The 26,978-nt window shown below is 68.4% G+C and carries 25 protein-coding genes; 14 read left to right on the forward strand and 11 right to left on the reverse strand.

What is annotated here, in order from left to right; genetic code table 11:
* Window positions 1-29 precede the first annotated feature (29 nt).
* The 9 genes from FBR43_RS03520 (at window position 30) to FBR43_RS03560 (ending at window position 11,573) form a co-directional block, all read left to right on the forward strand.
* Entirely contained in the window at window positions 30-974 is a 945-nt protein-coding gene (locus tag FBR43_RS03520; protein WP_136941879.1) for a D-alanine--D-alanine ligase, read from the forward strand.
* The gene (locus tag FBR43_RS03525) at window positions 971-1,876 is read left to right on the forward strand and encodes a cell division protein FtsQ/DivIB (protein ID WP_249276442.1); all 906 of its coding nucleotides are present in this window, start codon (window positions 971-973) and stop codon (window positions 1,874-1,876) included. Before FBR43_RS03520 ends, FBR43_RS03525 begins: the two co-directional genes overlap by 4 nt.
* A 26-nt stretch (window positions 1,877-1,902) precedes the next feature.
* The gene (gene ftsA / locus FBR43_RS03530) at window positions 1,903-3,162 is read left to right on the forward strand and encodes a cell division protein FtsA (RefSeq protein ID WP_136941880.1); all 1,260 of its coding nucleotides are present in this window, start codon (window positions 1,903-1,905) and stop codon (window positions 3,160-3,162) included.
* 111 nt (window positions 3,163-3,273) lie between these two features.
* Window positions 3,274-4,716: a cell division protein FtsZ gene (gene ftsZ, locus FBR43_RS03535; protein WP_136941881.1), complete on the forward strand. Its 1,443-nt coding sequence runs from the start codon at window positions 3,274-3,276 to the stop codon at window positions 4,714-4,716.
* A 143-nt stretch (window positions 4,717-4,859) separates the two neighbouring features.
* Entirely contained in the window at window positions 4,860-6,923 is a 2,064-nt protein-coding gene (locus tag FBR43_RS03540) for an SPOR domain-containing protein (RefSeq protein ID WP_136941882.1), read from the forward strand.
* Entirely contained in the window at window positions 6,920-8,086 is a 1,167-nt protein-coding gene (locus FBR43_RS03545) for a deoxyguanosinetriphosphate triphosphohydrolase (protein ID WP_136941883.1), read from the forward strand. Before FBR43_RS03540 ends, FBR43_RS03545 begins: the two co-directional genes overlap by 4 nt.
* A gap of 76 nt (window positions 8,087-8,162) precedes the next feature.
* Complete coding sequence (gene rarD, locus FBR43_RS03550; RefSeq protein ID WP_169542472.1) at window positions 8,163-9,068, forward strand: EamA family transporter RarD; 906 nt, start codon at window positions 8,163-8,165, stop codon at window positions 9,066-9,068.
* A 40-nt stretch (window positions 9,069-9,108) separates the two neighbouring features.
* Window positions 9,109-10,839 carry an arginine--tRNA ligase gene (gene argS / locus FBR43_RS03555; protein ID WP_136941884.1) on the forward strand — a complete coding sequence of 577 codons (1,731 nt, stop codon included), beginning with the start codon at window positions 9,109-9,111 and terminating at the stop codon, window positions 10,837-10,839.
* On the forward strand, window positions 10,839-11,573 hold the full coding sequence (locus FBR43_RS03560) for an SPOR domain-containing protein (protein ID WP_136941885.1): 735 nt from the start codon (window positions 10,839-10,841) through the stop codon (window positions 11,571-11,573). The genes argS and FBR43_RS03560 overlap by 1 nt, the downstream gene beginning before the upstream one ends.
* Window positions 11,574-11,577: 4 nt before the next feature.
* Here FBR43_RS03560 and FBR43_RS03565 read toward each other — a convergent pair whose 3' ends face one another.
* The 8 genes from FBR43_RS03565 to FBR43_RS03600 all read right to left on the reverse strand — a co-directional run bounded on the left by FBR43_RS03565 (window position 11,578) and on the right by FBR43_RS03600 (window position 18,954).
* A complete protein-coding gene (locus FBR43_RS03565) occupies window positions 11,578-14,064 on the reverse strand; it encodes a TonB-dependent receptor (RefSeq protein ID WP_136941886.1) in 2,487 nt (828 codons plus the stop codon).
* A gap of 117 nt (window positions 14,065-14,181) precedes the next feature.
* Window positions 14,182-14,337 (reverse strand): YezD family protein, encoded by a 156-nt coding sequence (locus FBR43_RS03570; protein ID WP_136941887.1) that lies wholly within the window; start codon window positions 14,335-14,337, stop codon window positions 14,182-14,184.
* Window positions 14,338-14,564: 227 nt separating this feature from the next.
* The gene (locus tag FBR43_RS03575) at window positions 14,565-16,859 is read right to left on the reverse strand and encodes an ATP-dependent helicase (RefSeq protein ID WP_136941888.1); all 2,295 of its coding nucleotides are present in this window, start codon (window positions 16,857-16,859) and stop codon (window positions 14,565-14,567) included.
* Window positions 16,860-16,907: 48 nt separating this feature from the next.
* The gene (locus tag FBR43_RS03580; RefSeq protein WP_136941889.1) at window positions 16,908-17,138 is read right to left on the reverse strand and encodes a DUF4170 domain-containing protein; all 231 of its coding nucleotides are present in this window, start codon (window positions 17,136-17,138) and stop codon (window positions 16,908-16,910) included.
* Between the two features lie 85 nt (window positions 17,139-17,223).
* Window positions 17,224-17,673, reverse strand: coding sequence for a hypothetical protein (locus FBR43_RS16400; protein ID WP_249276443.1), 450 nt, complete (start codon window positions 17,671-17,673; stop codon window positions 17,224-17,226).
* Window positions 17,670-18,065, reverse strand: coding sequence for a hypothetical protein (locus FBR43_RS03590; RefSeq protein ID WP_136941890.1), 396 nt, complete (start codon window positions 18,063-18,065; stop codon window positions 17,670-17,672). Before FBR43_RS03590 ends, FBR43_RS16400 begins: the two co-directional genes overlap by 4 nt.
* Window positions 18,062-18,424: a phage holin family protein gene (locus FBR43_RS03595; protein WP_136941891.1), complete on the reverse strand. Its 363-nt coding sequence runs from the start codon at window positions 18,422-18,424 to the stop codon at window positions 18,062-18,064. Before FBR43_RS03595 ends, FBR43_RS03590 begins: the two co-directional genes overlap by 4 nt.
* Entirely contained in the window at window positions 18,424-18,954 is a 531-nt protein-coding gene (locus FBR43_RS03600) for a hypothetical protein (protein WP_136941892.1), read from the reverse strand. Before FBR43_RS03600 ends, FBR43_RS03595 begins: the two co-directional genes overlap by 1 nt.
* Before the next feature lie 148 nt (window positions 18,955-19,102).
* Here FBR43_RS03600 and eno point away from each other — a divergent pair, with 148 nt between their 5' ends.
* From eno to FBR43_RS03620, 4 genes are all read left to right on the forward strand, one after another.
* A complete protein-coding gene (gene eno, locus FBR43_RS03605; RefSeq protein WP_136941893.1) occupies window positions 19,103-20,386 on the forward strand; it encodes a phosphopyruvate hydratase in 1,284 nt (427 codons plus the stop codon).
* A gap of 34 nt (window positions 20,387-20,420) precedes the next feature.
* On the forward strand, window positions 20,421-20,741 hold the full coding sequence (locus FBR43_RS03610; protein ID WP_249276444.1) for an FtsB family cell division protein: 321 nt from the start codon (window positions 20,421-20,423) through the stop codon (window positions 20,739-20,741).
* Window positions 20,742-20,862: 121 nt separating this feature from the next.
* Window positions 20,863-21,912: a pyruvate dehydrogenase (acetyl-transferring) E1 component subunit alpha gene (pdhA, locus tag FBR43_RS03615; RefSeq protein ID WP_136941894.1), complete on the forward strand. Its 1,050-nt coding sequence runs from the start codon at window positions 20,863-20,865 to the stop codon at window positions 21,910-21,912.
* Between the two features lies 1 nt (window position 21,913).
* Complete coding sequence (locus tag FBR43_RS03620) at window positions 21,914-23,359, forward strand: pyruvate dehydrogenase complex E1 component subunit beta (protein ID WP_136941895.1); 1,446 nt, start codon at window positions 21,914-21,916, stop codon at window positions 23,357-23,359.
* Window positions 23,360-23,526: 167 nt separating this feature from the next.
* On the opposite strand, the gene FBR43_RS03625 is transcribed toward FBR43_RS03620, so the two are convergent.
* Window positions 23,527-24,840, reverse strand: a complete 1,314-nt coding sequence (locus FBR43_RS03625; protein WP_136941896.1) for a cystathionine gamma-synthase family protein — start codon at window positions 24,838-24,840, stop codon at window positions 23,527-23,529.
* 82 nt (window positions 24,841-24,922) lie between these two features.
* Here FBR43_RS03625 and FBR43_RS03630 point away from each other — a divergent pair, with 82 nt between their 5' ends.
* A complete protein-coding gene (locus FBR43_RS03630; protein WP_136941897.1) occupies window positions 24,923-25,312 on the forward strand; it encodes a YidH family protein in 390 nt (129 codons plus the stop codon).
* Here FBR43_RS03630 and FBR43_RS03635 read toward each other — a convergent pair.
* Window positions 25,306-25,515: a DUF1289 domain-containing protein gene (locus FBR43_RS03635; RefSeq protein ID WP_249276445.1), complete on the reverse strand. Its 210-nt coding sequence runs from the start codon at window positions 25,513-25,515 to the stop codon at window positions 25,306-25,308. The genes FBR43_RS03630 and FBR43_RS03635 overlap by 7 nt on opposite strands.
* A 5-nt stretch (window positions 25,516-25,520) precedes the next feature.
* Complete coding sequence (locus tag FBR43_RS03640; RefSeq protein ID WP_136941898.1) at window positions 25,521-26,954, reverse strand: DEAD/DEAH box helicase; 1,434 nt, start codon at window positions 26,952-26,954, stop codon at window positions 25,521-25,523.
* Window positions 26,955-26,978: the final 24 nt, after the last annotated feature.

Genomic DNA, 26,978 nt, shown 5'->3' on the forward strand with positions numbered 1-26,978 from the left:
GTCCCCCTCCCCGTACCGGGGAGGATCGCATGACCTCTTTCCTTCACATCGTCGTGCTGATGGGCGGCTGGTCGGCCGAGCGTGCGGTGTCGCTGCTGTCGGGCGCGGGCGTTGCCGATGCGCTCGAGACGCTTGGCCATCGGGTGACGCGTATCGACATGGGCCGCGACGTGGCGCTCAGGCTTGCCGAGGCGAAGCCCGATCTGGTGTTCAACGCGCTGCACGGCACGCCGGGCGAGGACGGCAGCGTGCAGGGGATGCTCGACGTGATGGGGCTGCGCTATACGCATAGCGGCCTCGCCACCTCGGTGATCGCGATCGACAAGCAGCTCACCAAGCAGGCGCTGGTGCCGCACGGCGTGCCGATGCCCGGCGGGCGGATCGTGCGCAGCGAGGAGCTGTTCGCGCGCGATCCGCTGCCGCGCCCCTATGTGCTCAAGCCCGTCAACGAAGGCTCGTCGGTCGGCGTCGCGATCGTCACCGACGCGAGCAATTATGGCAACCCGATCGGCCCCGACGCGAAGGGGCCGTGGTCCGAGTTCGGCGAGCTGCTCGCCGAGCCGTTCATTCGCGGACGCGAGCTGACGACGGCAGTGCTCGGCCAGACCGCGCTCGGCGTGACCGAATTGAAGCCCAAGGCGGGCTTCTACGATTACGAGGCCAAATATACCGACGGCCTGACCGAGCATGTCTATCCCGCCGACATCCCCGACGACATCGCACAGGCGTGCGAAGCGATCGCCGTCGAGGCGCATCGGCTGCTCGGCTGCCGGGGCGCCTCGCGCTCCGATTTCCGCTGGGACGACGAGCGCGGCATCGACGGACTGTTCCTGCTCGAAGTCAACACGCAGCCCGGCATGACGCCCTTGAGCCTAGTGCCCGAACAGGCACGGCATCGCGGCATGTCCTATGCCGAGCTGGTGCAGGCGATCGTCGACGAGGCGATGGCCGATGATGGGGAGGCGCAAGCATGAGCCAGATGCAGCAGCGGCGATCGGCGCAGCGCCGCAACGTCGCGCCCAAGCGGCGCGGTGCGCCGCTCAAGCGCACGCGGCGTGCCTCGACGCTCGATCGTGCGATCGCGATGGTGCCGGTGTCCGAGACGACGCTGCGCCGCGTGGCGACCTGGGGCATGTTCACGCTGTTCGGCGGCGCCGCGATCGGCGCGCTCGCATGGATGGGCGTGCCGGGCATGATCGGCACGGCAGTGGCTGAAGGCATGGGTCGCGCGGGGCTGCGCGTCGAGCAGGTCGAGGTGACGGGGCTGCGGCGCATGGAGCCGATGGCGGTGCACCAAGTCGCGCTCGAGCAGGAATCGCGCGCGATGGCGCTGGTCGATCTGTCCGAAGTGCGCGATCGGCTGCTGCGCCACGGCTGGATCGCCGATGCGCGTGTCTCGCGCCGGTTGCCCGACACGCTGATGATCGACGTGGTCGAGCGCACGCCCGCGGCGATCTGGCAGAATGAAGGCCAGCTGATGCTCATCGATGCGGCGGGCGTGCTGCTCGAGCCGGTGCGCGCCGATGCGATGCCCAACCTGCCGCTGGTGGTGGGCGAGGGCGCCAACGCGCAGGAGCCGGCCTATCAGCGGCTGATCGATGCCGCGCCTGCGCTGCGTCCGATGATCCGCGCTGCAATATGGGTCGGCGACCGGCGCTGGAACCTGCAATTCGTGAGCGGCGAGACGCTGATGCTCCCCGAGGGCGAGCCTGCGGCGGCGCGCGCGCTGGTTAAGTTCGCCGAGATGGACGGGCGCGACCGGCTGCTCGGCAGCGACTACGTCCGCTTCGACATGCGCGACCCGAGCCGGCTGGTGCTGCGGCGCCGCGGCGGGATCGAGCGCAGCGCCGCGGTCGCGCCGGTGGCGGCGCAATAAGGTTCAAGGGGCAGGGGAGTAGCGACATGGCGAAGCAGGCGCCCGAGGGGCTGATTACCGCACTCGACATCGGATCGTCGAAGGTCTCGGCGCTGATCGCGCAGAAGGGCGATGGCGGCGAGCTGGTGGTGCTCGGCACCGGCCAGCGCGAATCGAAGGGCGTCAAGCGTGGCTATGTCTCGGACATGGCGGCGACCGAGGCCGCGGTGCGCGAGGCGGTGGAGCAGGCCGAGCGGATCGCCGGGCTCAACATCGAGGATGTGTGGGTCGCCTTCTCGGCCGGGGGGCTCGTGTCGGACAATGTGCGCCTCGAGGTCGATCTGGGCGGGCACCGCGTGGAGCAGGGCGATATCGACGAGCTGCTCAAGGCCGCGCGCGGCGCGCTCGATCCCGGCGGACGGATGGTGCTGCACGCGCACCCCACGCGCTACACGCTCGACGGGCTGGCGGGCGTCAAGCAGCCGCTGGGCCTGCATGCCGATCGGCTCGGCGTGGAAGTGCATGTCGTCGCCACCGAAGGATCGCCGGTGCGCAACCTCGACCTCACGGTGCGCTCGGCGCATCTCGACGTGAAGTCGATCGTCGCGGCGCCCGTTGCCACCGGGCTGGCAGTGCTGACCGACGAGGAGCGCGAACTCGGCGTCGCGCTGGTCGAGGTGGGTGCGGGCGTCACCAACGTGTCGGTGTTCGAGGGCGGCGTGCTCAAGGGCCTGTCCTCGATCGCGATGGGGGCCGCCGACATCACCGACGATATCGCCAGCGCCTTCGGCACCAGCCGCGGCCAGGCCGAGCGGATGAAGTGCTTCCACGGATCGGCAAACATGAGCCCGCGCGATAATCACGACATGATCGACGTGGCCCCCATCGCCACCGATGAGGATGCCGAGGGCACGCGCATCACCAAGGCGCAGCTGATCGCCACCATCCGCCTGCGGCTCGACCGGCTGATGCAGGAAGTGCAGCGCGAATTGAACAAGCTCAACTTCGCCGATCCGGTGGGTCGCCAGATCGTGCTGACGGGCGGCGGCGCCGAGCTGAAGGGCATTGCCGACTATGCGCAGCAGGCATTGGGGCGCACGGTGCGGCTGGGCCGGCCGCGCGGACTGACGGCGCTGCCCGAGGCGCATTCGGGGCCGGCGTTTGCGACGCTGGCGGGGCTGGCGCGCTTCGCGGCGGCCGATCCGGTCGATCTGCGCGCGCTCGACACCACGCACCAGCTGGTCATCAAGCCCAATGCGGGCGCGATGTTCCGGCGGCTGATGGCCGCGTTCCGCTCGAATTATTGAAGAAATGCGACACGGCGCGGCTTTTGGCGCTAGAGTCGGGTTAATTGTTCGTGCACAACGGGACCGAGTATGTGTCCCGGCTGTGTTTGAGGGGCACCGGGGAGACCGCAAATGGGTATCGATTTTCTGCCGCCCGAAGTCGACGAGCTGACGCCGCGCATCACGGTGATCGGCGTGGGCGGCGCAGGGGGCAACGCCATCGCCAACATGATCCGCGCCGAAGTGCAGGGCGTGGAGTTCGTGGTGGCCAACACCGACGCGCAGGCACTCAAGCAGTCGACCGCGCAGCAGCGCATCCAGCTCGGCGCCAAGATCACGCAGGGCCTGGGCGCGGGCAGCCGCCCCGAAATCGGCCGTGCCGCGGCCGAGGAGACGATCGAGCAGGTACAGAAGAGCCTCGAAGGCTCGCACATGTGCTTCCTGGCGGCCGGCATGGGCGGCGGCACCGGTACGGGTGCGGCTCCCGTCATCGCCAAGGCGGCGCGCGACATGGGCATCCTGACGGTGGGTGTCGTCACCAAGCCCTTCGCCTTCGAGGGCAAGCGCCGCGCGGCATCGGCCGAAGCGGGGATCGAGGAGCTTCAGAAGTTCGTCGACACGCTGATCGTGATCCCCAACCAGAACCTGTTCCTCATCGCCAACGCCAACACCACCTTCAAGCAGGCCTTCGAAATGGCCGACGAGGTGCTGCAGCAGGGCGTGCGCGGCATTACCGACCTGATGGTGATGCCCGGCCTCATCAACCTCGACTTCGCCGACGTCCGCAGCGTGATGCAGGAAATGGGCAAGGCGATGATGGGCACCGGCGAGGCCGACGGCGACAGCCGCGCGATCGAGGCGGCGCAGAAGGCGATCGCCAACCCGCTGCTCGACGGCGTGAGCATGAAGGGCGCCAAGGGCGTCATCGTGTCGATCACCGGCGGCGACGACATGCGTCTCCTCGAGGTCGACGAGGCGGCGAACCATATCCGCGAGCTCGTCGATCCCGATGCGAACATCATCTGGGGTTCGGCATTCAACCCCGAGCTCGAAGGCCGCATCCGCGTGTCGGTGGTGGCGACGGGGATCGAGGCTGAGGCACCCGGCGCCACCGCGCAGCCGAGCGCCAGCGCGGCGCCCGAGCCGACGCGCAGCTTCAGCTTCACCGCGCCGCGCAAGGCCGCCGACGCGCAGCCCAAGCCCGCGCCGGGCTTCTCCGAGCCCGAGACGGCGCGCGAAGATAGCGCGCCGCAGCAGGCCGAGACCGCGAGCGATGACGACGAGCTGGTGCTCGGCGACGAGGCGACGGTCGAGGCCGAGCCCGCACCGGCGCCGATCCGCGGCGATGCGCGCGCCGATGCGCAGGGCGAGGCACCGCGCCGACGCTGGCTGGCGGGCGATGCGGCAGCCGAGCCGGCGGCCGAATCCGCTGCCGAGGCCGAGCCTGCCCCCAAGGCGGGCGGCACGCTGTTCGAGCGCATGTCGAGCGCGGGCCGTGGCATGGCGCGCGGCACCAATGGCGACAAGGATCCGCTCGACATTCCGCGCTTCCTGCATCGCCAGAACAATCAGTGACGCGTGCCGATCGGGGAGTGCTGCGGCGCTCCCCGGTCGACGGCACGCGCATTGCGACTGGTCGCACGCGCGGTGCGATTTGTCGTCGCTCTCTCGTCGGATGGTCGCGGATGGCGTGAAATGCGCTATAGCCGCATGACTTCATGATCGCTTTCAAGCCCTTGTCGTTGCGTGCCGCCATGCTGGCGCTGGCAGCCCCACTCGCCATCGCTCCCCCGGCGCTTGCGCAGACGGGCTTCGTGCCGCAGCCGACGCCGCTTGCCGATCGCCTCGCCGAGCGCGTGCGGACGCTGGGCACCGATCCCAACAACGCCGCCGCATTGATCGAGGCGGGCGAACTTAGCGCGCGGCTCGACGATCCCGCCGCCGCGCTGCAACTGCTTGCGCGTGCCGAGAAGGTGGCACCGCGCGATGCGCGCATTCCGGCCGCGCGCGGCATCGCGATGGTCAAGCTCGCGCGTCCGGGCGAGGCGCTGCGCCAGTTCGCGCTCGCCGAGACGGCGGGGCTGCCGCCGGCGGGCTATGCCGCCGACCGCGGCCTCGCCTATGACCTGATCGGCCAGCCGCGCCACGCGCAGGCCGAATATGCGCGCGCGCTCGCCGCCGGCGAGGATGCCGAGGCGCGCCGCCGCTATGCCCTGTCGCTGGCGATCTCGGGCGATGCGGCGGGTTCGGAGAAGATGATCGATCCGCTGCTACGCGAACGCGACCGCGCAGCATGGCGCACGCGCGCGCTGGCGCTGGCGCTGGCGGGCGACGTCGCGGCGGCCGAAAAGGTCGCGACCGACATGATGCCGGGCTTCGGCACCGCCTATGCGCCGCTGTTCCGCAGGCTGACGCAGATCCGCGACCCCGCCGACCGCGCATATGCCGCGCATCTGGGCGAATTCACGCGCACGCCCGCGCATCTTGCCGACGCGTCAATGGCACCGGCGCTGCCCGCGCTGCCGGCAGCGGGCGATCGTGCGCCGGTGCGCATGGCACAGGCGCCGGCACGCGCGCAGTCGACCCCGGTGCGATCGGCACAGGTCGCGCCCACGCGCACGCGAACGACCGATCGGCAATCGCGACGCGCATCCGAGCGTGTGGCGCAGCGCGATCCCGATCGCTTCTCGCCGGGCAGGCGTACGCGTCGCGAGCCCGAGCGCAGCGCGCTCGCCGCTGCGGCGCCTGCGCGCACGCGCGTGAACCGCGCATCGGTGCCGAATACTGGCGAAGCCGCGCTCGCCGCCGGTTCGCGTCGGGCGATCACCGAGGCGCGCGGTACTGGTGCGGCAACGGGCGCGAACACGGTCGCGGCAGCGCCGGTTGCGACCGGCGGCAACGTGGCGCCATCCGCAGCGCCGTCGATGATGGCCGGGACCGTGCCGTCCACCGTAAACGATACGCCGCCTCAATCTCCGGCCGCTGTCGTTGCCGCCGTGGCGCCGACGGGTGCCCCGGTCGCCTCGGGCGCGACGACGGGCAGTGCCTCGCCGCCCTCGAGCGCGGTTGCAGCCGCAAGCGTCGCGCCATCCTCTGCGCCGTCGGCGGTTGCCGCGCCGCCATCTGCATCTCCCGCGCCGGCGAGCGTGCGACCCGGCTTCGATGCCGGGGCTGGCCTGTCGGGTGCAACCGCGTCAACCGTATCGGCTGCCCCGCCGCCCGCCGCCACACCGCCCGCGGCGGAGACACGCGTCGTTGCTGCGGGCGCGCCTGCTCCCGCCTCGCGTATCAGCCGCGAGGACGATGTGCTTGCCGCGATCGTCGCGCGGATTGCGGTGCCTGCTTCCGAACTCGGCGTCGCGCCACCGCCACCACCGCCTCCGCCCCCGCCCCCGCCTCCGCCGCCTCCGGCAGCGGTCGAGACACCCCCGGCGCCGGCTGCCGCGCCGAAGCCCGCCGCGAAGAAGCCAGCGCCGAAACCCGCCCCCAAGCCTGCGGTCAAGCCCGCCAACCCCTCGCGCCACTGGGTGCAGGTGGCCGGCGGCGCCAATGTGCGCGATCTGCCCAAGGCGTGGAACGCGCTTGTCGCCAAGGCTCCCGAACTCAAGGGCCGCGCGGCCTACACGACGCCGCTGCGCGCCACCAACCGGCTGCTGACCGGCCCGTTCGACAGCGCGCGAGCCGCGCAGGCCTTTGTCAACACGCTGGCGGGTGACGGCATCTCCGCCTTTCCCTTCACCAGCGAGGCGGGGCAGGTGATCGAGAAGCTGCCGTCGCGATGAGGCCGGCCGCGCCCTGGGCGAGCGACCCGGCGGCGAGCAGAGGCAGGCTCCACCAGGAACAAAAGAGCATCGAGCGCGGCCCGCGCGACGCCTTCCAGCGCGACCGCGACCGCATCGTCCATTCGATCAGCTTCCGCCGGCTGCGCCACAAGACGCAGGTGTTCCTCGCACCCGATGGCGATCATTTCCGCGTGCGGCTGACGCACAGCCTCGAAGTCGCGCAGATCGGCCGCGTCATCGCGCGCGCGCTGGGGCTGAACGAGGACCTGACCGAGGCCTTGTGCCTCGCGCACGATATCGGCCACCCGCCCTTCGGCCATGCCGGCGAGACCGCGCTCGAAGCCGCGCTCGCGGCGCATGGCGGCTTCGACCATAACGGTCATACGCTGCGCGCGCTGATGTTGCTCGAAAGCCCCTATCCGCGCTGGCCGGGGCTGAACCTTGGCTGGGAAACGCTCGAGGGGTTGGCCAAGCACAACGGCCCGATCCACGATCCGTGCTGGTCGCTGGCCGAGGCCGATGCGGCGTTTCCGCTCGATCTGGCGCAGCACAGCTCGCTCGAGGCGCAGGTGGCGGCAATCGCCGACGACATCGCCTATGACAATCACGACATCGACGACGGGATGCGCGCGGGGTTGCTGACGCTCGATCAGTTGCTCGCGGTGCCGCTCGTCGCGCGCGGGTGGGATGCGGTGCGCGCGCGGCTGCCCGACCTGCCGCCCGCGCGGCTGACGGGCGAGCTCGTGCGATCGCAGATCGGCGCGATGGTGAACGACGTGATCGAGACGACGCGGGCCGCGATCGGCGAGGCGGGCATCGAAACCGCCGACGACGTGCGCGCCGCGGGGCGCGCGTTGGCGGGCTTCTCGGCGGCGATGCGCGAGGACGAGCGGCTGCTCAAGCGCTTCATGTATGCCGAGCTCTACCATCACCCCAGCCAGCTTGCCGCCGCCGAACGCGCGGGCGAGATCGTTGCCGGGTTGTTCGCTGCCTATGCCGACGATCCGCGTCGGCTGCCCAACGGCTGGCGCGAGGCGCTGCCCGCTGACGCGACGGGCCGCGCGCGCCACATCGCCGATTTCATCGCCGGCATGACCGATCGCTACGCGGTATCGCGCTATCGTGAGCTGTTGGGGCCGATCGACCTGCCCGAGGGGTTCTGACCGGCATCGCGCCGCGATAGGAAATCTTTGCTGCTGCCGGCTTGGCGGCGGCATCGTGCGGGCGTAGCGGAGCGCGATGCGCGCGCCTGCCGCTCCCGCCGCGATCGATCGCACCGGTCTGGCGCAGGCGATAGCCGCCTATGGCATCTGGGGGATGCTGCCGCTGTTCTTCCTGCCGCTTGCCGCCGCCAGCGCGGGCGAGGTGGTGGCGAGCCGCATCCTCTGGTCGCTGGCACTGCTGCTCGCAATCCTAGGGCTGCGCGCGCGCTTCGGACGGCTGCGCGCGGCCTTCGCCGACCGGCGCGCGTTGGTGATGCTGGCGGCGAGCGCCACATGTATCGCAATCAACTGGCTGATCTACATCTGGGCGGTGCAGCACGGGCAGGTGCTGGCGGCGAGTCTGGGCTATTTCCTCAATCCGCTGGTCAATGTGGCGCTCGGCATGATCGTGCTCAAGGAACGGCTGAGCCGCGTGCAGGCAGCGGCGGTCGGGCTCGCGGCGATCGGCGTGCTGGTGCTCGCGGTGCAGGCGGCGGGCGCGCTGTGGATCAGCCTGGGGCTGGCGTTCAGCTTCGCTTTCTACGGCCTCATCCGCAAGCTCGTGGCGGTCGAATCGCTCGAGGGGCTGACGGTCGAGACGATCCTGCTCACCCCGCCGTCGATCGCGTGGCTGGCCTGGCTGGGCGCCGGCGGCGCGCTCGCGTTCGGCACAACCGACATCGTGACGCTGTTCCTGATCCTGTCGGGCGTGGTGACGGCGGTGCCGCTCTTGCTGTTCGCGGCGGCTGCGCGCCGGCTGCCCTATTCGATGCTGGGGCTGCTGCAATATCTGGCACCGACGCTCCAGTTCCTGCTGGCGGTACTGGTGCTAGGTGAGACGATGACGACGGCGCATATCGTGTGCTTCGCCTGCATCTGGTCGGGCCTGCTGCTGTACGTCGCGGGCAATCTGGGCGAGCTGCGCCGGCCGCGCCCCGCCTGAGGCTTTTGCGCACGCACGCGATCGGCTAGAGCCGCGCGCCATGACGCTTTATCCCCGCTTCGCCGCGCATCTCGACGCCGCCCTCGATGCCCTGGTCGCCGCCGGCGATCTGCCCGCCGGGCTTGAGCGCCGCGCGGTGACGGTCGAGCCGCCGCGCGACGCCAGCCATGGCGATCTCGCTACCAACGCTGCAATGGTGCTCGCCAAGCCCGCGGGCACCAATCCGCGCGCCTTGGCCGAGAAGCTGGCGGAGCGGTTGCGCGGCGTGCCGCAGGTCGAGGCGGTGTCGGTCGCCGGGCCGGGCTTCATCAACCTTTCGCTGGCGCGCGACGCCTGGACCGACGAGCTTGCCGCGATCCATGCGGCAGCCGGCGACTATGGTCGCTCGAACGTGGGTGAGGGTGTCACCGTAAACATCGAATATGTATCGGCAAACCCGACGGGGCCGATGCATATGGGCCATTGCCGCGGCGCCGTGGTGGGCGATGCGCTCGCCAGCCTGCTCGAGCATGTCGGCCACCGCGTGATCCGCGAATATTATGTCAACGACGCTGGCGGACAGGTCGATACGCTCGCACGCTCAGTGCATCTGCGCTACCGCGAGGCGCTGGGCGAGGATATCGGCGCGATCCCCGAGGGGCTGTATCCGGGCGACTATCTGGTGCCCGTGGGGCAGGCGCTCGCCGACGAGCATGGCGACAAGTTGGTCGCGGCGCCCGAGAGCGAATGGCTGGTTACGTTCCGCCGCGCGGCGGTGGCGGCGATGCTGGTGATGATCCGCGACGATCTGGCGCTGCTGGGCATCCATCACGATCGCTTCGCGTCCGAGGCCGAGTTGCAGGCCGCCGGCAAGCCCGAGGCGGCCGAGGCATGGCTGCGCGCGCGCGATCTGGTGTATGACGGCGTGCTCGAGGCGCCGAAGGGCGAGACGCCCGAAGACTGGGAGCCGGTGACGCTGCCGCTGTTCCGATCGAGCCGCTTCGGCGATGATCAGGACCGGCCGATCCGCAAGTCGAACGGGCAGTGGACCTATTTCGGCGCCGATCTCGCCTATCATTTCCAGAAGGCCGAGGATGCCGACCAGCTCATCGACATCTGGGGCGCCGACCATGCCGGCACCGTCAAGCGCATCGTCGCGGCGGTGCAGGCGCTGACCGAGGGGCGCACGCGCTTCGACGTCAAGCTGGTGCAGATGGTGCGCCTGTTGCGCGGCGGCGAGCCGGTGAAAATGTCAAAGCGCTCGGGTAACTTCGTGACGCTTGCCGATGTCGTGCGCGAAGTCGGCAAGGACGTGGTGCGCTTCACGATGCTGACGCGCAAGGCCGATGCGCAGATGGATTTCGACTTTGCCAAGGTGGTCGAGGCATCGAAGGACAACCCCGTTTTCTACGTCCAATATGCCCATGCGCGCATCGCATCGCTGCATCGGCGCGCCGCCGAGGCGGGAATCGTGCCGGTCGATGCGCCCGACCTGTCCCGGCTTGAAACGGCCGAGCTGGCGCTGGTGCAGCGTGCGGCGCAGTTCCCGCGCGTCGTGGAGGCAGCTGCACAGGCGCGCGAACCGCACCGGATAGCCTTCTATCTCTACGACTTGGCTGCCGAGTTTCACGCAGCGTGGAATGTCGGCAACGACGATCCGGGCCGCCGCTTCCTCATTCCAGACGATCCGGCGCTCACGCAGGCGCGGCTTTATCTTGCCGCCGCGATCGGGCAGATCATCCGATCGGGCCTTGGCATCATGGGTGTCGAGGCGGTCGAGGAGATGCACTGATGACCAGCGCCGCCGACAGCGGATTGCGCGACGAGGACCGGCTGCCCTGGCTGGAAACGGTCGACGACAGCTATGATGACCGGCCGTCCCCCGCGCGCGTGGTGCTGCTGGTGCTGATCGGCCTAGCGGTGATCGCCGCGGCGATCCTCGGCATCTACTGGTATCAGGACCGGCCCGCGGGCGGTGGCGGCAGCGGCGAGCTGATCGAAGCGCAGGAAGGCGACTACAAGGTCAAGCCTGACCAGCCCGGCGGCATGGAAGTCGCGGGCGAGGGCGACAGCGTGTTCAAGACGAGCGACGGCAGCACGGCCGCCGATGCGCGCGTTGATCTGTCGGCGGTGCCCGAGACGCCGGTGGCCCCTCAGGTGAAGGCAAGCCCCAAGGCCGCGCCGACGCAATCGGCCGCGGCGCGCGTGAGCGAGGTTATCCCGCCGCCCGCGCGCAAGGGCGCACCGGCACGCATCACGGCCGCCAATGCGGGGCAGACGGGCAGTGCGGGCACCGCGATCGTGCAGCTCGGCTCGTTCCCGTCGCCGGCATCGGCCAATGGCGCATGGAAGCAGCTTTCGGGGCGCTTCGGCTATCTCGCCAACCTGGGCCAGACGGTGGAAGCCGCCGAGGTGAATGGCCGCACCGTCCATCGCCTGCGCGTCAATGCCGGCAGCGCGGCGCAGGCGCGCGACATCTGCCAGCGGCTGAAGGTGGCGGGCGAGGCGTGCTTCGTGGTTTCCTGAGACGCTAGAAATCAAAGCGGATCGTGCCGCCCCAGGTGCGTGGGTCGCCGGGCTGGCCGGCGACCAGGCCGGTGCTGCCGGGGGTGGTCGCGAGCTGCTCGAAATATTTCTGGTCGAAGGCGTTGCGTACCCAGGCGAAGATGTTGAACCCCTGGTCGGTACGATACCCCGCGCGGAAATTGTGCAGCGAATAGCCCTCGACATCGAGGAACGCCGAGCGCGAGGCGTTCGACGAGAAGCGTGAGCGGTAGCTGGCATCATAGCCCAGATACACCTCACCCTCGCCGCCGAGCAGGCGCGCGGGGAGATTCGCCTCCGCCCCCCACGATGCCGCCCAGTTCGAGATGCCGGGCAACCACTGGCCGGAAATGTCGCAATTGGGCGGGCTGCTGGTGCCGCCCGAGAGTTCGGGTGGGCAGGGCGCGTCGACGAAGCGGACATATTCGTGATCGGTATAGGCGCCGCTTGCATAGGCGTTGAACCGGTCCGACGCGCGGATGACGAAATCGGCCTCGACGCCGCGGACGCGCACCTTATCGGCATTGGCGAGATAGCCGCGCAGCAGCCCGAGCTGGCTGTTGTTGACGTTGGCCTGATAGTCGCGGATCTCGGTCCAGAAGCCCGTGACGTTTAAGGTAACGCGGCGGTCCCAGAATTGCGACTTGGCGCCGAGCTCGAAATGATCGACCTTTTCGGGCCGGATCGACCCCGCCGAGAGGATCGGCACGCCCGCCGCGTCGGTCGGCACGCCGTTCAGGTTGATGCCGCCCGATTTGAACGCCCTGGCATAGGTGGCGTAGGCCAGCACATCGGGCGTGACGCGGTATGACAGGTTGAGATCGTAGGACAGGTTCACCGCGTCGAACACGGGCTCGTAGAATTGCGGCGCGCGCACGCCGCGCTGTGCGACGATCCACGGATCGTTCGCATAGGGGCCGCTGAACAGCACGAGCTGGCGCGTGCCGTCCGACGCTGTGCCCGTCACCACCGAGCTGTAGAAGCCCGTCTTACGATCATAGTTTAGACGGATGCCGGGCGAGATCGTCAGCGCATCGGTGATTTGCCAGTTGAGCTTGCCGAAGGCGGCAAGGCTGGTGTTCTCGAGCAGGATGTCGTTGTTGGCGGTGAGCCCGTCGAGCACTGCGGGGTTGCACGCCAGCGTCGCGGGCGTGGCGCAGCCCGAGGAGCCCGCCGGCACGTTGCCGGGATTGAGCGTCCAGCGGCTGGCGGCCGGTCCCTGCTGTTCGAGGCCGGTGGTACGAAGCTTCTGGTAGAAGCCGAAGGCGCCGACGACGAAATCGAAGCCGGTGCCTGCATAGGCGTAGCGGAATTCCTGCGTATATTGATCCTGGTGCGAGGGGTTCTGCGAGCGCGTGGTGATCGGCAGGCCGGTAAAGTCGCGATCGTTCGCCGGTCCCCAATCCCAGTAGCGCCACGCCGTGACCGAGGTGAGCGTGCCGGCCCCCAGATCCCATTCGGCGGGCAGCGACAGGCCGCCATGCTCGTTGCGCGCGGCCAGCGGCGCATCGACGTCGGTGAGGCGATCGAACGGATCGGTGCTGGGTGGTGCGTAGCCGAACGCGGCGGCAAGCGCGGCGTATTGCCGGTTGAGCGGACGCTGGGTGGGGTGGACGCGCGCATAGATCTGCGCGCAGCAGATCGGGTTCTGAAGGTTGAAGTCGCCCGAGAAGGTCAGGTCGAGGCTGTCGGTGGCGCGCCACAACACTGTGCCGCGAACGCCCAGGCTGTCCTGTTCCTGAATCCACTGGTTGGTGGCCACGTTGAAGATGGTGCCGCGCCGATCGGTAGTGGTAGTGCTGAGCCGCACCGCCACGTCATCGGCCAACGGGCCAGACACCGAAGCCTTGGCTTGCTTGAACTCGTAGTTCCCGAGCGAGACCTCGGCGCGCCCTTCGAAGGTGAAGCTCGGTGCGCGCGTGGTGATGGCGATGGCGCCGGCGGTGGTGTTCTTGCCGTACAGCGTGCCCTGCGGACCGCGCAGCACCTCGATCTGCTCGATATCGACGAAATCGAGCGTCGAGGCGGCGACGCGGTTGTAATAGACCTGATCGATATAGATGCCCACGCCCTGCTCGATCCCGTCATTGGTGAGGCCCAGGGGCGCGCCGATGCCGCGGATGTTGATCGAGGTGTTGCGCGGGTTCTGCGAATAGAATTGCAGCGTCGGCTGAAGCTGCGTCAGCCGCTGGACATTGTACGCGCCGGTATCGTCGAGCGCTTCGCCGCCGAGCACCGAGATGGCGATCGGCACGTCCTGCACGTTCTCGGCACGACGGCGCGCAGTGACGAGGATCTCACCCGATTGCGGCTGGGCATCCGCACTGCCGCCAGGCTGATCGGTGGCGGCGGTGGCTGCGGGGGGCGGCGCTTCGGGCCGCGGCGTCTGCTCCTGCGCGGCGGCGGCAAGAGGAAAGGCGAGCGCGGCGATCGCGGTGGTGGCGAATATGGCGGCAGGCAGGCGGTTCGGCATGTGCGGCTCCGGTCCCTTTCCGCCGGCAGTCCGGTGGGCCAGGGAAGGGGGGGGCGGGGACGCGATCGGCACGCTCCGGTGGTCCGGTAGCGCGATTGCCGATGCCGGAAGGCAGGGTCAGGGCAGGCGCTGGCGCTCGGTAACGTCGATCTGGACGACGCGGCCTTCGTGCAGCGTTAGCTGGATGGCGCCGAAGCGCACGCGATCGAGCGCGGCGGCAACCTGCGCCAGCGTGGCGGCATGGGGGGCGGGGGACAGCGGACGGGTGGCCATGTGATCGAGTCCCTGAAACGGTCCTGCCATTTTATTCCTATCGATTTGATAGGCAATATAGAGGGGCGATAGTTTTGCTATCTGCTGCTGTCGTCGTGCAGCGGATGCCCGGTCTCGCCTCGGCGAAGGCTGGGGCCTCGGGGTTATGGGAGTGCTTGTTGCTGGAGACCCCAGCTTTCGCTGGGGTTGACGGGGTAGTGGGGCGCGGCGGTCCGTCGATCAGCCGCTCACGCCACCGTGACGAAGCTGTCCATCACGCGCTTGCGACCGGCCGATTCGAAATCGATCTCGAGCTTGTTGCCCTCGATCTCGGCGATGGTGCCGTAGCCGAACTTCTGGTGGAATACGCGCAGGCCGAGCGACACGTCGTCGCGGCCCTTGTTGCCGAGACTGATCGCCGAGGCGCGTGCCTCGACCACGCGCGCGGGTTCGGGCGTGAAGGTGCCGGTCGAGGCGGCACGCTGCCAGCCGGGACCGCGGCCGGTGCCCCGCGCGACATCGCCGAACGGATCGGCGCGTTCGGACCAGTTGGCGCGCCACAGGCTCTCGCCGCCCGACATCGTTGTCTCGCTCTCGATATGTTCGGGCGGCAGCTCGGCGACGAAGCGGCTCGGCAGGCTCGAGGTCCATTGCCCGTAGATGCGGCGATTGGCGGCGTGGAGGATCGTCGCGCGGCGCCGCGCGCGCGTGATCGCGACATAGGCGAGGCGGCGCTCCTCTTCGAGGCTCGCCTGGCCACCTTCGTCGAGCGCGCGCTGCGACGGGAACAGGCCTTCCTCCCAGCCGGGCAGGAACACCGTGTCGTATTCAAGGCCCTTGGCGGCGTGGATCGTCATGATCGTCACCTGAGGGCCGGCGGCGGCGCCTTCATTGTCCATGACGAGGCTGACATGCTCGAGGAACGCGCCGAGCGTCTCATATTCCTCCATCGCGCGCACCAGCTCGGACAGGTTCTCGAGCCGGCCGGCGGCCTCGGCGGTTTTGTCCGCCTGGAGCATCGCGGTGTAGCCGCTCTCGTCGAGCAACTGCCGCGCCAGCTCGGGATGCGGCAGCGCACTCGCCATGTCGCGCCAGCGCGCGAAATCGCCGACCAGATTACCGAGCGAACGGCGGGCCTGCGGCGTCAGCTCGTCGCTGTCGAGAATGCGCGCGGCGGCGAGCATCAGCGGAATGCCCTCGGCGCGGGCGAGCTGATGCACCTTCTGCACCGCCTTGTCGCCCAGCCCGCGCTTGGGCGTGTTGACGATCCGCTCGAACGCGAGGTCGTCGGCCGGTTGCGCCACCACGCGCAGATAGGCGAGCGCATCGCGGATTTCGGCGCGCTCGTAGAAGCGGAAACCGCCGACGATGCGATAGGGCATACCGATGGCGATGAAGCGGTCCTCGAACTCGCGCGTCTGGTGCTGCGCGCGCACGAGGATGGCGATGCGGTCGAGGCTAAGGCCATCGCGGCGCTGCGCGGCCTCGATCTCCTCGCCGACGCGGCGCGCTTCCTCGGGCCCGTCCCAGATGCCGATGACGCGCAGCTTCTCGCCGGCGTCGAGCTCGGTCCAGAGCGTCTTGCCCAGCCGGCCGCCATTGTTGGCGATGACGCCCGATGCGGCGCCGAGGATATGCGGCGTCGAGCGGTAATTCTGTTCGAGCTTGATAACCGCGGCGCCGGGAAAGTCGCGCTCGAAACGCAGGATGTTCTCGACCTGCGCGCCGCGCCACGAATAGATCGACTGGTCGTCGTCGCCGACGCAGCACAGATTCTTGCGCTCCTGCGCGAGCAGCCGCAGCCAGAGATACTGGACGCTGTTGGTATCCTGATACTCGTCGACCATGATGTAGCGGAAGCGCTGCTGATAGCTCTCAAGCACGTCGCGGTCGGTGCGCAAAAGCGTGAGAACGTGCAGCAGCAGGTCGCCGAAATCGCAGGCGTTGAGCGCCAGCAGCCGTGCCTGATAGGCGGCATACATCTCCTGCCCGCGGCCGTTGGCGAAGCGCTCGGCCTCACCGGCGTCGAGATCGGCGGGGGTGAGGCCCTTGTTCTTCCAGCCGTCGATCAGCCCGCCCAATTGGCGCGCAGGCCAGCGCTTCTCGTCGAGATCGGCGGCGACGATGAGCTGCTTCATCAGCCGCAGCTGATCGTCGGTATCGAGGATGGTGAAGTTCGATTGCAGGCCCACGCGCTCGGCATGGCGGCGCAGCATCTTGGCGCCGATTGCGTGGAAGGTGCCTAGCCACGGCATCCCCTCCACCGCATCGCCCACATGTGCGCGCACGCGCTCGCGCATTTCGCGCGCAGCCTTGTTGGTGAAGGTGACCGCCAGGATCTCCGACGGCCACGCCTTGCGCGTGTAGAGCAGGTGCGCGAGGCGCGCGGTGAGCGCCGCGGTCTTGCCGGTGCCGGCGCCCGCGAGCACCAGCACCGGCCCGTCGGTGGTCAGCACCGCCTCGCGCTGCGCAGGGTTCAGGTCGCGCAGATAGGGCGGATCGGCGGCAACGGCCTGAGCGTCTGCGGGCTGGGGAAGCGACATGCCCGAACAGGTAGGGAACGCGCGCGCGCGGGGCAAGCCGCGCCGCGATCAGTCGCCCGCGTTGAGCGCGGGATCGGGCTCGAGCAGGCGGTGCAGATGCACCACCACATACTTCATCTCGGCGTCGTCGACGGTGCGCTGCGCGGCGGCGCGCCATGCCTTTTCGGCGCTGGCGTAATCGGCATAGATACCGACGACGTCGATGGTGGAGAGATCGCGGAAATCGAGCGTCATCGGGTCGCTCACGCGGCCGCCGAAGACGAGGTGCAGCTTGCTCATCGTCACATCATTCCATCAAGGGGAGGTCGCCCCGCCGCATAGCGCACGGAGCGAAATCCTCAACCCTCGATGGCGTGGCCTGCGGTCAGGCGGTTTTTGCGCCGTCCTTCGCGCCATCGCGCGCAGCCTGTGCGACTGCGCCGACGAGTGAGCTCACCCGGTCCTTCGCGGCGCCCTTGTCGGGGATCAGCGCCTCGATCTCCTGCCGGCCCTGTTCGCGCGCCGCGCGTGCTGCGGCAGCCGCACCCTCGGTGATCCGGCGGCCGACCGGGCCGAGATGCTTCGCTTCGGCCTGCGTCTTGGGCAGCAGCGCACCGATCGCGACGCCGACGGCAAGGCCACCAACCAGCGCCGACAGGGGATTGTGCTCGATGCCGTCGGCGGTCTTGCGCGCCGCGTCGCGCGCGGTATCGCGCGTCGCTTCATAAGCGTGGTTCGCGCTGTCACGCGTTGCTTCGGCGGCGTGGCTGACGCTCGCCTTGGTGCGATCGATCAGGGTCTCGTTTGCGGCGGTGGTGTTCGTCTGCGCGGTCATGCTGTCTTCTCCATCGGGCGATATGCCCCGTCGGTATCGGGAAGGTCGTGATGCAAACTCGCGGGGGCCGCAGGCGTTGCATCGAAGGGAGCGACATCGGCGGGCAGCGCCTCGGACTGCACGTCGCGACGCCGACGGCGCCAGCGCGCGATCGGTCGCCGGAGCAGCATCAACAGCGCGAGCGAGAGCGCGCCGCCCGCCACGGCGGGACGTGCGCGTACCGCGTCGGTCGCGTCGGCAGCGATCGCAGCACCCCGCAGACGTACGGTGTCGACGGCGTCCCCCATGATGCGTGCGGGCGCCAATCGCTGCTTCACTGCCGCCACATCGGCGAGCAGCGCCGCACGCGCCGACACCGCCTCGAGCCGCGCGGCTTCGAGCCTCGCGCTCACGCCATGCCGCCCGACGCGGGGCGCAGCACGCGGCGAAGTCGTCCGCGCGCCATCAGCGCAAGCACGGCGACCAGCGCAAGCGTCACGCCGACGACGAGCAACGTCGCCCAGCCAGCACCGATCGCCGGCGTCAGTGCCAGTACCAGCCCGACGAGCAGCGCGATCAGCGCCGCCTGCGCGAGCACCATCGCGCCGATCGCAAGGCCGATGCCGATACCGGCATCGCCCGCGCGATCGCTTGCCAGTGCCTTGTAGAAGCCGATCTCGGCGCGCGCCCACCGCTTGCCGTCCTCGACGGTGCGGCCAAGCAGCGCGGCGACGCCGGGTTCTTCGGTGTCGATGCCCCCTGATACGGTCATCAGGCGCGCGGCGTCCCGTCACGCGTGGTGTCACCATCGACGCCCGCCTTGACGACGCGCGCAAGCATGAAGCCGAGCGCGGCGGCGGTGCCGATCGCGATCGCCGGGCTGTTGCGCACGAAGCCGCGCACATCATCGAGCAGCTCGTCGATGTCCTTCTGGTCGAGCGTCTGCGCGAAGCCGCCGATCGACTGCGCGGCCGAGCGGGCATATTGCCCGTACTGCTCGCCCAGCTTCTCGTCGACGGTGCCGGCGGCGTCTTCCATCATCTTCGAGAATTCGCCGAGCGCGCCCGATGCCTTCGCCTTGCCGTCGCCCGCGAGCGAGCGAGCCCGATCGGCGGCCTGGCTGCCGAGCTTGCCAGCCTCCTCCTTGATCGTCTCCTTGGCGGTGCGCGTGCTCGTGGACGCGCTGCCAGCGCCGTCGCTACCGCCGCCCGCAGGATCGAACGTCACGTCGCCCGCATTCGCCTCGAGCGGCGCGGCAGGTTCGAAACTCACATCGCCAACGGCGCTTTTCTGATCGGTCATGCTGAAAACCCTCCGTAATCCGATCAACAAACCGAAGCCGGTGCGCGGGGTTCCATCGGCGCGTACAATTGCCCGCCGGGGGCGGAAGCGATAGAGCGCGCGCGACGCCGGGGCATCGGCCATCGCGACAATCTAGGGAGACCGTTACGTGACCGCAATCATCGACCTCCATGCGCGCCAGATCCTCGACAGCCGCGGCAATCCGACCGTCGAGGTCGACGTGCTGCTCGACGACGGCAGCTTCGGGCGCGCGGCGGTGCCCTCGGGCGCGTCGACCGGTGCGCACGAAGCGGTCGAGAAGCGCGACGGCGATGGCGAGCGCTGGATGGGCAAGGGGGTGCAGCAGGCCGTCGATGCGGTGAATGCCGAGATCGCCGAGGCGATCCTGGGCTATGACGCCGAGGATCAGGCCGATGTCGACATGGCGATGATCGAACTCGACGGCACGCCGAACAAGAGCCGGCTGGGCGCCAACGCCATTCTCGGCGTGAGCCTTGCGGTGGCGAAGGCCGCTGCCGATGCGCGCGGGCTGCCGCTCTATCGCTATGTCGGCGGGGTGGGCGCGCAGGTGCTGCCGGTGCCGATGATGAACATCGTCAATGGCGGCGCGCATGCCGACAACCCCATCGACTTCCAGGAATTCATGGTGATGCCCGTGGGCGCCGACAGCTTCGGCGAGGCGGTGCGCTGCGGCGCCGAGATCTTCCATACGCTCAAGAAGGCACTGGCCGACAAGGGGCTTTCGACCGCGGTAGGCGACGAGGGCGGCTTCGCGCCCAATCTGGCGAGCGCGCCCGATGCGCTCGACTTCATCATGGCGGCGATCGAGAAGGCGGGTTACCGGCCGGGTGAGGACGTGATGCTCGCGCTCGACTGCGCGGCGACCGAGTTCTTCAGGGACGGCGCCTATCGTCTCGAAGGCGAGGGGCGCACGCTCAGCCCGCACGAGATGGCCGATTACCTTGCCGATCTGGCGGGCCGCTATCCCATCCTCTCGATCGAGGACGGCATGGGCGAGGATGATTTCGAGGGCTGGAAGGCACTGACCGACAAGCTCGGCGCCAAGGTGCAGCTCGTCGGCGACGACCTTTTCGTCACCAATCCCGAGCGGCTGGCCGACGGCATCGGCCGCGGCCTTGCCAATTCGCTGCTGGTGAAGGTCAACCAGATCGGCACGCTGACCGAGACGCTGGCAGCCGTGAATCTCGCGCACCGCTCGCGCTACACCGCCGTCATGTCGCACCGCTCGGGCGAGACCGAGGATGCGACGATCGCCGATCTCGCGGTCGCCACCAATTGCGGGCAGATCAAGACGGGCAGCCTCGCGCGATCGGACCGGCTGGCCAAGTACAACCAGCTGCTGCGCATCGAGGAGGAGCTGGGCGACGCCGGCGTCTATGCCGGGCGCGACGCCTTTCGCAACTTCGCTTGATTACGATCGCGTTAACCGCGATACGGGAGGCGCGATGCGCCAGAAATCCGCCTCCCGCCTGACCCCGATGCTGCACAGCGCCGGCCTGCCCGCGCTGGCGATCATCTTCATGGGGTTCTTCGCCTATTACGCCGTGCTGGGGCCGAACGGCGTGCTCGCCTATCGCGACTATGCGCGCCAGCACGACGTGCGCAAGGCCGAGTTCGCCGAGCTCGAGAAGCGCCGCGCCGAGCTGCGCAACCAGGTAGCGCAGCTCGATCCGCAGCGCGGCGCCGACCCCGACATGGTCGACGAACTGGTGCGCAAGCGGCTGAACGTCGCGCACCCCGACGAGATCATCGTCCCGCTCGACTGACGTAGCGGCAAGCGGCGGCGGCGCGATGGACCGATCGCGCGCGCTCCGGCGTTGCACGCGGGCGGAAAAGGCGACTATAGCCCGCCCGTTCATCGTTTCCCCAGGATGAGGGCCAGACCACGTGGCAAAGGCAGCGGCGCGCAGCGCCAACAGCGAACCCCCGATTTCCAACCGCGAGCGCCCCGAGCAGCCGGGCCGGTACGAGGCCTCGAAGGAGGAACTGCTCGAATTCTACCGCCAGATGCTGCTCATCCGCCGCTTCGAGGAAAAGGCGGGACAGCTTTACGGGCTGGGGCTGATCGGCGGCTTCTGCCACCTGTATATCGGCCAGGAAGCCGTTGCGGTCGGCCTGCAATCGGGCCTCGAGATCGGCAAGGATTCGGTCATCACCGGCTATCGCGACCATGGCCACATGCTCGCCTACGGCATCGACCCCAATGTCATCATGGCCGAGCTTACGGGGCGCCAGGCAGGCATCTCGAAGGGCAAGGGCGGGTCGATGCACATGTTCTCGACCGAGCACCGCTTCTATGGCGGCCACGGCATCGTCGGCGCGCAGGTCAGCCTCGGCGCGGGCCTGGCCTTCAAGCACAAGTACGAGGATGATGGCGGCGTCTGTCTCGCCTATTTCGGCGACGGCGCGGCCAATCAGGGCCAGGTGTACGAAGCCTTCAACATGGCCTCGCTGTGGAAGCTGCCGATCATCTTCGTGATCGAGAACAACCAGTACGCCATGGGCACCAGCGTCAACCGTTCGAGCGCCGAGGACCAGCTCTACAAGCGCGGCGAGAGCTTCCGCATTCCGGGCCTTCAGATCGATGGCATGGACGTGCTGGCGTGCCGCGGCGCGCTCGAGGAAGCGCTCAAATGGGTGCGCGGCGGCAAGGGGCCGATCATCCTCGAGATGAAGACCTATCGCTATCGCGGCCATTCGATGTCCGATCCGGCCAAGTATCGCAGCCGCGACGAGGTGCAGTCGATGCGCGACAATTCGGATCCGATCGAGCGCGTTAAGCGCGAGCTCGAAGCGATGGGTGTGAGCGAGGCCGAGCTCAAGCCGATCGACCAGGAAATCCGCAAGATCGTGAGCGAATCGGCCGATTTCGCCGAGAACGCGCCTGAGCCCGAGCCGGGCGAGCTATACACCGACGTGCTGGTGGAGACCTATTGAGATGGCGATCGAACTCAAGATGCCGGCGCTGTCGCCCACGATGGAAGAAGGCACGCTGGCCAAGTGGCTGGTGAAAGAAGGCGATGCGGTGAAGTCGGGCGACATCCTTGCCGAGATCGAGACCGACAAGGCGACGATGGAATTCGAAGCCGTCGACGAAGGGACGATCGCGAAGATCATGGTCGCCGAAGGCACCGATGGCGTGAAGGTCGGCACGGTGATCGCGATGATCGCCGGCGAGGGCGAGGATGCCTCGGCGGTCGAAGCGCCGGCGAAGGGCGATGAAGCCCGCGCGGGCGATGCTGCCGCCGCGCAGCCCAAGGCCGGCACCAAGGGCGATGACGAAAAGCCCTCGACCCCCGAAGGTACGACACCGCAGCATGCCGAAACGGGCGCGCGCAAGCTGTTCGATGCGGCCGAGCAGACGGGCAAGCGCGACCCCGAAATCCCCGAAGGCACCGAGATGGTGAAGACCACGGTGCGCGAGGCGCTGCGCGACGCGATGGCCGAGGAAATGCGCGCCGACGACCGCGTGTTCGTGATGGGCGAGGAAGTCGCCGAATATCAGGGCGCGTACAAGGTGACGCAGGGCCTGCTCGACGAGTTCGGCGACCGCCGCGTGATCGACACGCCGATCACCGAATATGGCTTTGCCGGCGTCGGCACGGGTGCTGCGATGGGCGGCCTGCGCCCGATCGTCGAGTTCATGACGTTCAACTTCGCGATGCAGGCGATCGACCACATCATCAATTCGGCGGCCAAGACCAATTACATGTCGGGCGGCCAGATGCGCTGCCCGATCGTGTTCCGCGGCCCCAACGGCGCCGCCAGCCGCGTCGGCGCGCAGCACAGCCAGAATTACGGGCCATGGTATGCCAGTGTTCCCGGCCTGATCGTCATCGCGCCCTATGACGCGGCCGACGCCAAGGGGCTGATGAAGGCGGCGATCCGCAGCGAGGACCCCGTCGTCTTCCTCGAGAACGAGCTGATGTACGGCCGCAGCTTCGACGTGCCCAAGCTCGACGATTTCGTACTGCCGATCGGCAAGGCGCGGATCATGCGGCCGGGCAAGGACGTGACGATCGTGTCCTATTCGATCGGCGTCGGCGTCGCGCTCGAAGCCGCCGAGGCGCTGGCGGGCGAGGGTGTCGATGCCGAGGTGATCGACCTGCGTACGCTGCGCCCGCTCGACAAGGCGACAGTGCTCGAAAGCCTGAAGAAGACCAACCGCATGGTCGTGGTCGAGGAAGGCTGGCCGACCTGCTCGATCGCCAGCGAGATCATCGCCATCGCAATGGAGGAAGGCTTCGACGACCTCGACGCGCCGGTGCTGCGCGTGACCAACGAGGACGTGCCGCTGCCCTATGCCGCCAATCTCGAAAAGCTCGCGCTGGTCGATGCGCCGCGCGTGGTGGAAGCGGTGCAGAAGGTGACGTACCGGGTGTAGGCGCTACCTGCCCGTTCGAGCCGAGCATCCCCACCCCCGTTCGTGCTGAGCCCTTCGGCAAGCTCAGGAGAGCCCTGTCGAAGCACTGTTCTTCTTGCTTCTGAAGCGAGTGAGAACGGCACTTCGACAAGCTCAGTGCGAACGGGACGGGGGTATTCCTAGCGCCTTCACACCGTATCGAGCGCCTGCGCGAAATCGGCGATCAGGTCGTCGGCATCCTCGACGCCGATCGAGATGCGCACCAGATTGTCGCTGATGCCGAGTGCCGCCTTGCGCTCGTCGGGCACCGACAGATGCGTCATCGCCGCCGGCGCCGATGCGAGCGTCTCGGTGCCGCCAAGGCTGACCGCAAGCTTGGCGATCTTGAGCGCATCGAGGAACGCGAACGCCTCGCGCTCGCCTCCCTTCAAGTAGAGCGAGAAGGTCGAGCCGGCGCCGGTGCAATGGCGGCGATAGATGTCGGCCTGGCGATCATCCTTGAGGAAGCCGAGATAGCCGATCCGCTCGACCTTGGGATGGTCGCGCAGGAAATCGCAGACCTTGGCGGCATTCTCGCCCGCGCGGCTCATGCGCAGTTCGAGCGTCTCGAGGCTGCGCAGCAGCATCCATGCGGTGTTGGGATCGCAGATCGTGCCCAGCGTGTTCCGGATCGCGCGGATCATGTCCATGTGCTTGCGCGAGCCGAGCACGCCGCCCGCCACCAGATCCGAATGGCCGCCGGCATATTTGGTGAGGCTGTAGACCACCAGATCGGCGCCGTGCTTCAGCGGCTGCTGCCACAAGGGGCCAAGAAAGGTGTTGTCGATCGCGATCGGCGGCGCATCCTCGCCGGTGCCGAACACCGCGTCGCGCGCGGCGGCGACGGCCTCGATATCCACCAGCACGTTGGTGGGATTGGCGGGGCTCTCCAGATAGACCAGCGGCACGCGCCCCTTGGCCTTGGCCTGCTCCATCACCGCCTCGATCTCGTCCTGCGTCGCGCCCGCGGGGAAATCGAGCCAATGGACGCCGAACTTGCCGAGCAGCCGCGCGATCATCGTCTCGGTCGCGGCATAGAGCGGCCCCGAATGGACGATCACGTCGCCCGGCTGGACGAAGGCGAGAAATAACGTCCCGATCGCCGACATGCCGCTCGAAAAGGTCAGCGCGTCTTCGGCATCCTCCCACACGCCCAGTCGATCCTCGAGAATCTCCTGATTGGGACCGTTGAAGCGCGAATAGACGAGGCCCTCGGCGCCGCCCGGCCGCTTGCCAGTGACGCCCTCGAAATGGCGCTTGCCCGCTGCCGCATTGGGAAACACGAAGGTCGAGGTGAGGAAAATGGGCGGCTTGAGCGACCCTTCCGACAGCACGGGATCGAAGCCGTGGCCCATCATCAATGTCGAGGGCTTCAACCGGCGATTGCCGATCGTCTCGATCGCCGGCTTGGGGTTACGCCGGGGGGTAGTGCCGGTGAGGTCGGCTTCGGTCTCGTCGGTCACTGCGCGCTCCTGGTAACGATTGATACCAGGGCCCTACACGAATGACGGCGAAACCGCCAAGGCCCGCATCCGTTGTCGTGCGATGGCGCAAGAGGATGATGACGAGGACCGCAGCCGTAACGGGTTGGCGCAGGATCGCACCGATCTCGCCGAGGATCGCACCTCGCTCGCCAACGAACGCACCTTCAGCGGCTGGGCACGAACCGGGCTGGCGGCGGTGGGCATCGGCGTGGGGTTTCATGCGCTGATGCGCGAGCTCGAACCCGTATGGCTGCCGAAGTCGATCGCCACCCTGTTCGTGCTGCTCGGCATCTTCGTGGTCGTCATGGCCGAACGTCGCGCCTGTGCGATCAACGAGCGGCTGTCGTCGCACAATGTCCAGAGCCTGCCGCCGCTCAACATGCGTGTGATCGCGATCGCCGTGGTGATCGCCGCGTTCGCGATGATCGCGGGGATCTGGACGCTTTACTGATCGGCCAGCCGCGCCATGCGCGCAGGCAGCATTGCCATCACGGCATCGCGTTCGGCGGGCTGCATCGCCGTCCAGCGCGCGATCTCGTCGCCGGTGCGGCCGCAGCCTAGGCACCAGCCGCTCGCATCGTCGAGCGTGCACACGAGGATGCACGGGCTGACCATCTCGACGCGATCGACAAAGGCGATGATCGAATCGGTCACGCGGTTCAGCGGCCGAGCGTCACGTCCAGAAACGCAGGCACCGGACCGTTCCAGCCGTCATCGGGACCGTCATCGCGATCGCGGCGCTGGTCGCGCCGGCCGCGTCCGCGATCCTGCTCGCGCTCGCGCTGCGGACGATCCTCGGCGAAGGGCGCGCGCGAGGCTGCCCTGGGTGCGGGGGCAGGGGCGGGCGCTTGGGCAACCGCCGGCGCGGCCTCGGCCGGTTCGGCGCGGTCGCGCGCCGGCTTCGCATCGCGCTTGCCACGCCCGCGCCGTGCGGGCTTCTCGTCGCCATCGCCAGTGTCGGCCGGGTTGGCGCTGCGGCCGGGCACGCCGACGCGCTCGATCGTCTGGCCGGTCAGCTTCTCGATATTTTCGATATTCTCGGCGTCGTCGGGCGTGATGAGCGTGTAGGCAGTGCCCGTCGCGCCCGCGCGGCCGGTGCGGCCGATGCGATGGACATAATCGTCGGGGTGCCAGGGCGCGTCGAAATTGAAGACGTGGCTCACGCCCTTGATGTCGAGCCCGCGTGCCGCGACGTCGCTCGCGACGAGGATGTTGACGTCGCCGCGCTTGAACCGGTCGAGCTCGGCGATGCGCGCGGGCTGGTCCATGTCGCCATGGATTTCGCTCGACGCGAAGCCCGAGGCGCGCAGCGACTTGTTGAGCTCGCGCACCGTCGTCTTGCGGTTGCAGAAGATGATCGCGGTGCGCACGTCCTCCTCGCCCAGCAGCGCGCGCAGCGCCTCGCGCTTCTTGGCGGCGGCGACAGGGACGAGGCGCTGGGTGATGTTGACGTTGGTGGTGGCGGGCCGCGCCACCTCGATCATCTTGGGGTTCGACAGAAACTTGTCGGCCAACTTCTTGATCGGCGGCGGCATCGTCGCCGAGAAGAGCAGCGTCTGGCGCTGCGCGGGCAGCTTGGTGCAGATATTCTCGATATCGGGGATGAAGCCCATGTCGAGCATCCGGTCGGCCTCGTCGATCACCAGCATGTTGCAGCCGGTCAGCAGGATCTTGCCGCGCTCGTACAGGTCCATCAGCCGGCCGGGCGTTGCGATCAGCACGTCGACGCCGCGTTCGAGCGCCTTGACCTGATCGCCCATCTGCACGCCGCCGATCAGCAGCGCCATCGAGAGCTTGTGATACTTGCCGTATTTCTCGAAATTCTCGGCGACCTGCGCGGCAAGCTCGCGCGTGGGCTCGAGGATGAGGCTGCGCGGCATCAGCGCACGCGCCCGGCCATGCGCCAGAATGTCGATCATCGGCAGCACGAAGCTGGCGGTCTTGCCGGTGCCCGTCTGCGCCACGCCGATGATGTCGCGCATCATCAGCACGCTGGGGATCGCGCTCGCCTGGATCGGAGTCGGCTGGGTATATCCCGACTCGACGATCGCGCGCATCAGTTCGTCAGACAGGCCGAGATCGGCAAAGCTCATGCAAATGTCCGGAAAGGGCGAAGG

It is taken from the genome of Sphingomonas baiyangensis (genome assembly GCF_005144715.1).
GTDB lineage: Bacteria > Pseudomonadota > Alphaproteobacteria > Sphingomonadales > Sphingomonadaceae > Sphingomonas > Sphingomonas baiyangensis.

Bases quoted from the DNA above. Each gene is read 5' to 3' on its own strand.
- FBR43_RS03520 (WP_136941879.1), top strand. From the start codon at position 30: ATGACCTCTTTCCTTCACATCGTCGTGCTGATGGGCGGCTGGTCGGCC.
- FBR43_RS03525 (WP_249276442.1), top strand. From the start codon at position 971: ATGAGCCAGATGCAGCAGCGGCGATCGGCGCAGCGCCGCAACGTCGCG.
- ftsA (WP_136941880.1), top strand. From the start codon at position 1,903: ATGGCGAAGCAGGCGCCCGAGGGGCTGATTACCGCACTCGACATCGGA.
- ftsZ (WP_136941881.1), top strand. From the start codon at position 3,274: ATGGGTATCGATTTTCTGCCGCCCGAAGTCGACGAGCTGACGCCGCGC.
- FBR43_RS03540 (WP_136941882.1), top strand. From the start codon at position 4,860: ATGATCGCTTTCAAGCCCTTGTCGTTGCGTGCCGCCATGCTGGCGCTG.
- FBR43_RS03545 (WP_136941883.1), top strand. From the start codon at position 6,920: ATGAGGCCGGCCGCGCCCTGGGCGAGCGACCCGGCGGCGAGCAGAGGC.
- rarD (WP_169542472.1), top strand. From the start codon at position 8,163: ATGCGCGCGCCTGCCGCTCCCGCCGCGATCGATCGCACCGGTCTGGCG.
- argS (WP_136941884.1), top strand. From the start codon at position 9,109: ATGACGCTTTATCCCCGCTTCGCCGCGCATCTCGACGCCGCCCTCGAT.
- FBR43_RS03560 (WP_136941885.1), top strand. From the start codon at position 10,839: ATGACCAGCGCCGCCGACAGCGGATTGCGCGACGAGGACCGGCTGCCC.
- FBR43_RS03565 (WP_136941886.1), bottom strand. From the start codon at position 14,064: ATGCCGAACCGCCTGCCTGCCGCCATATTCGCCACCACCGCGATCGCC.
- FBR43_RS03570 (WP_136941887.1), bottom strand. From the start codon at position 14,337: ATGGCCACCCGTCCGCTGTCCCCCGCCCCCCATGCCGCCACGCTGGCG.
- FBR43_RS03575 (WP_136941888.1), bottom strand. From the start codon at position 16,859: ATGTCGCTTCCCCAGCCCGCAGACGCTCAGGCCGTTGCCGCCGATCCG.
- FBR43_RS03580 (WP_136941889.1), bottom strand. From the start codon at position 17,138: ATGAGCAAGCTGCACCTCGTCTTCGGCGGCCGCGTGAGCGACCCGATG.
- FBR43_RS16400 (WP_249276443.1), bottom strand. From the start codon at position 17,673: ATGACCGCGCAGACGAACACCACCGCCGCAAACGAGACCCTGATCGAT.
- FBR43_RS03595 (WP_136941891.1), bottom strand. From the start codon at position 18,424: ATGACCGTATCAGGGGGCATCGACACCGAAGAACCCGGCGTCGCCGCG.
- FBR43_RS03600 (WP_136941892.1), bottom strand. From the start codon at position 18,954: ATGACCGATCAGAAAAGCGCCGTTGGCGATGTGAGTTTCGAACCTGCC.
- FBR43_RS03610 (WP_249276444.1), top strand. From the start codon at position 20,421: ATGCGCCAGAAATCCGCCTCCCGCCTGACCCCGATGCTGCACAGCGCC.
- FBR43_RS03620 (WP_136941895.1), top strand. From the start codon at position 21,914: ATGGCGATCGAACTCAAGATGCCGGCGCTGTCGCCCACGATGGAAGAA.
- FBR43_RS03630 (WP_136941897.1), top strand. From the start codon at position 24,923: ATGGCGCAAGAGGATGATGACGAGGACCGCAGCCGTAACGGGTTGGCG.
- FBR43_RS03640 (WP_136941898.1), bottom strand. From the start codon at position 26,954: ATGAGCTTTGCCGATCTCGGCCTGTCTGACGAACTGATGCGCGCGATC.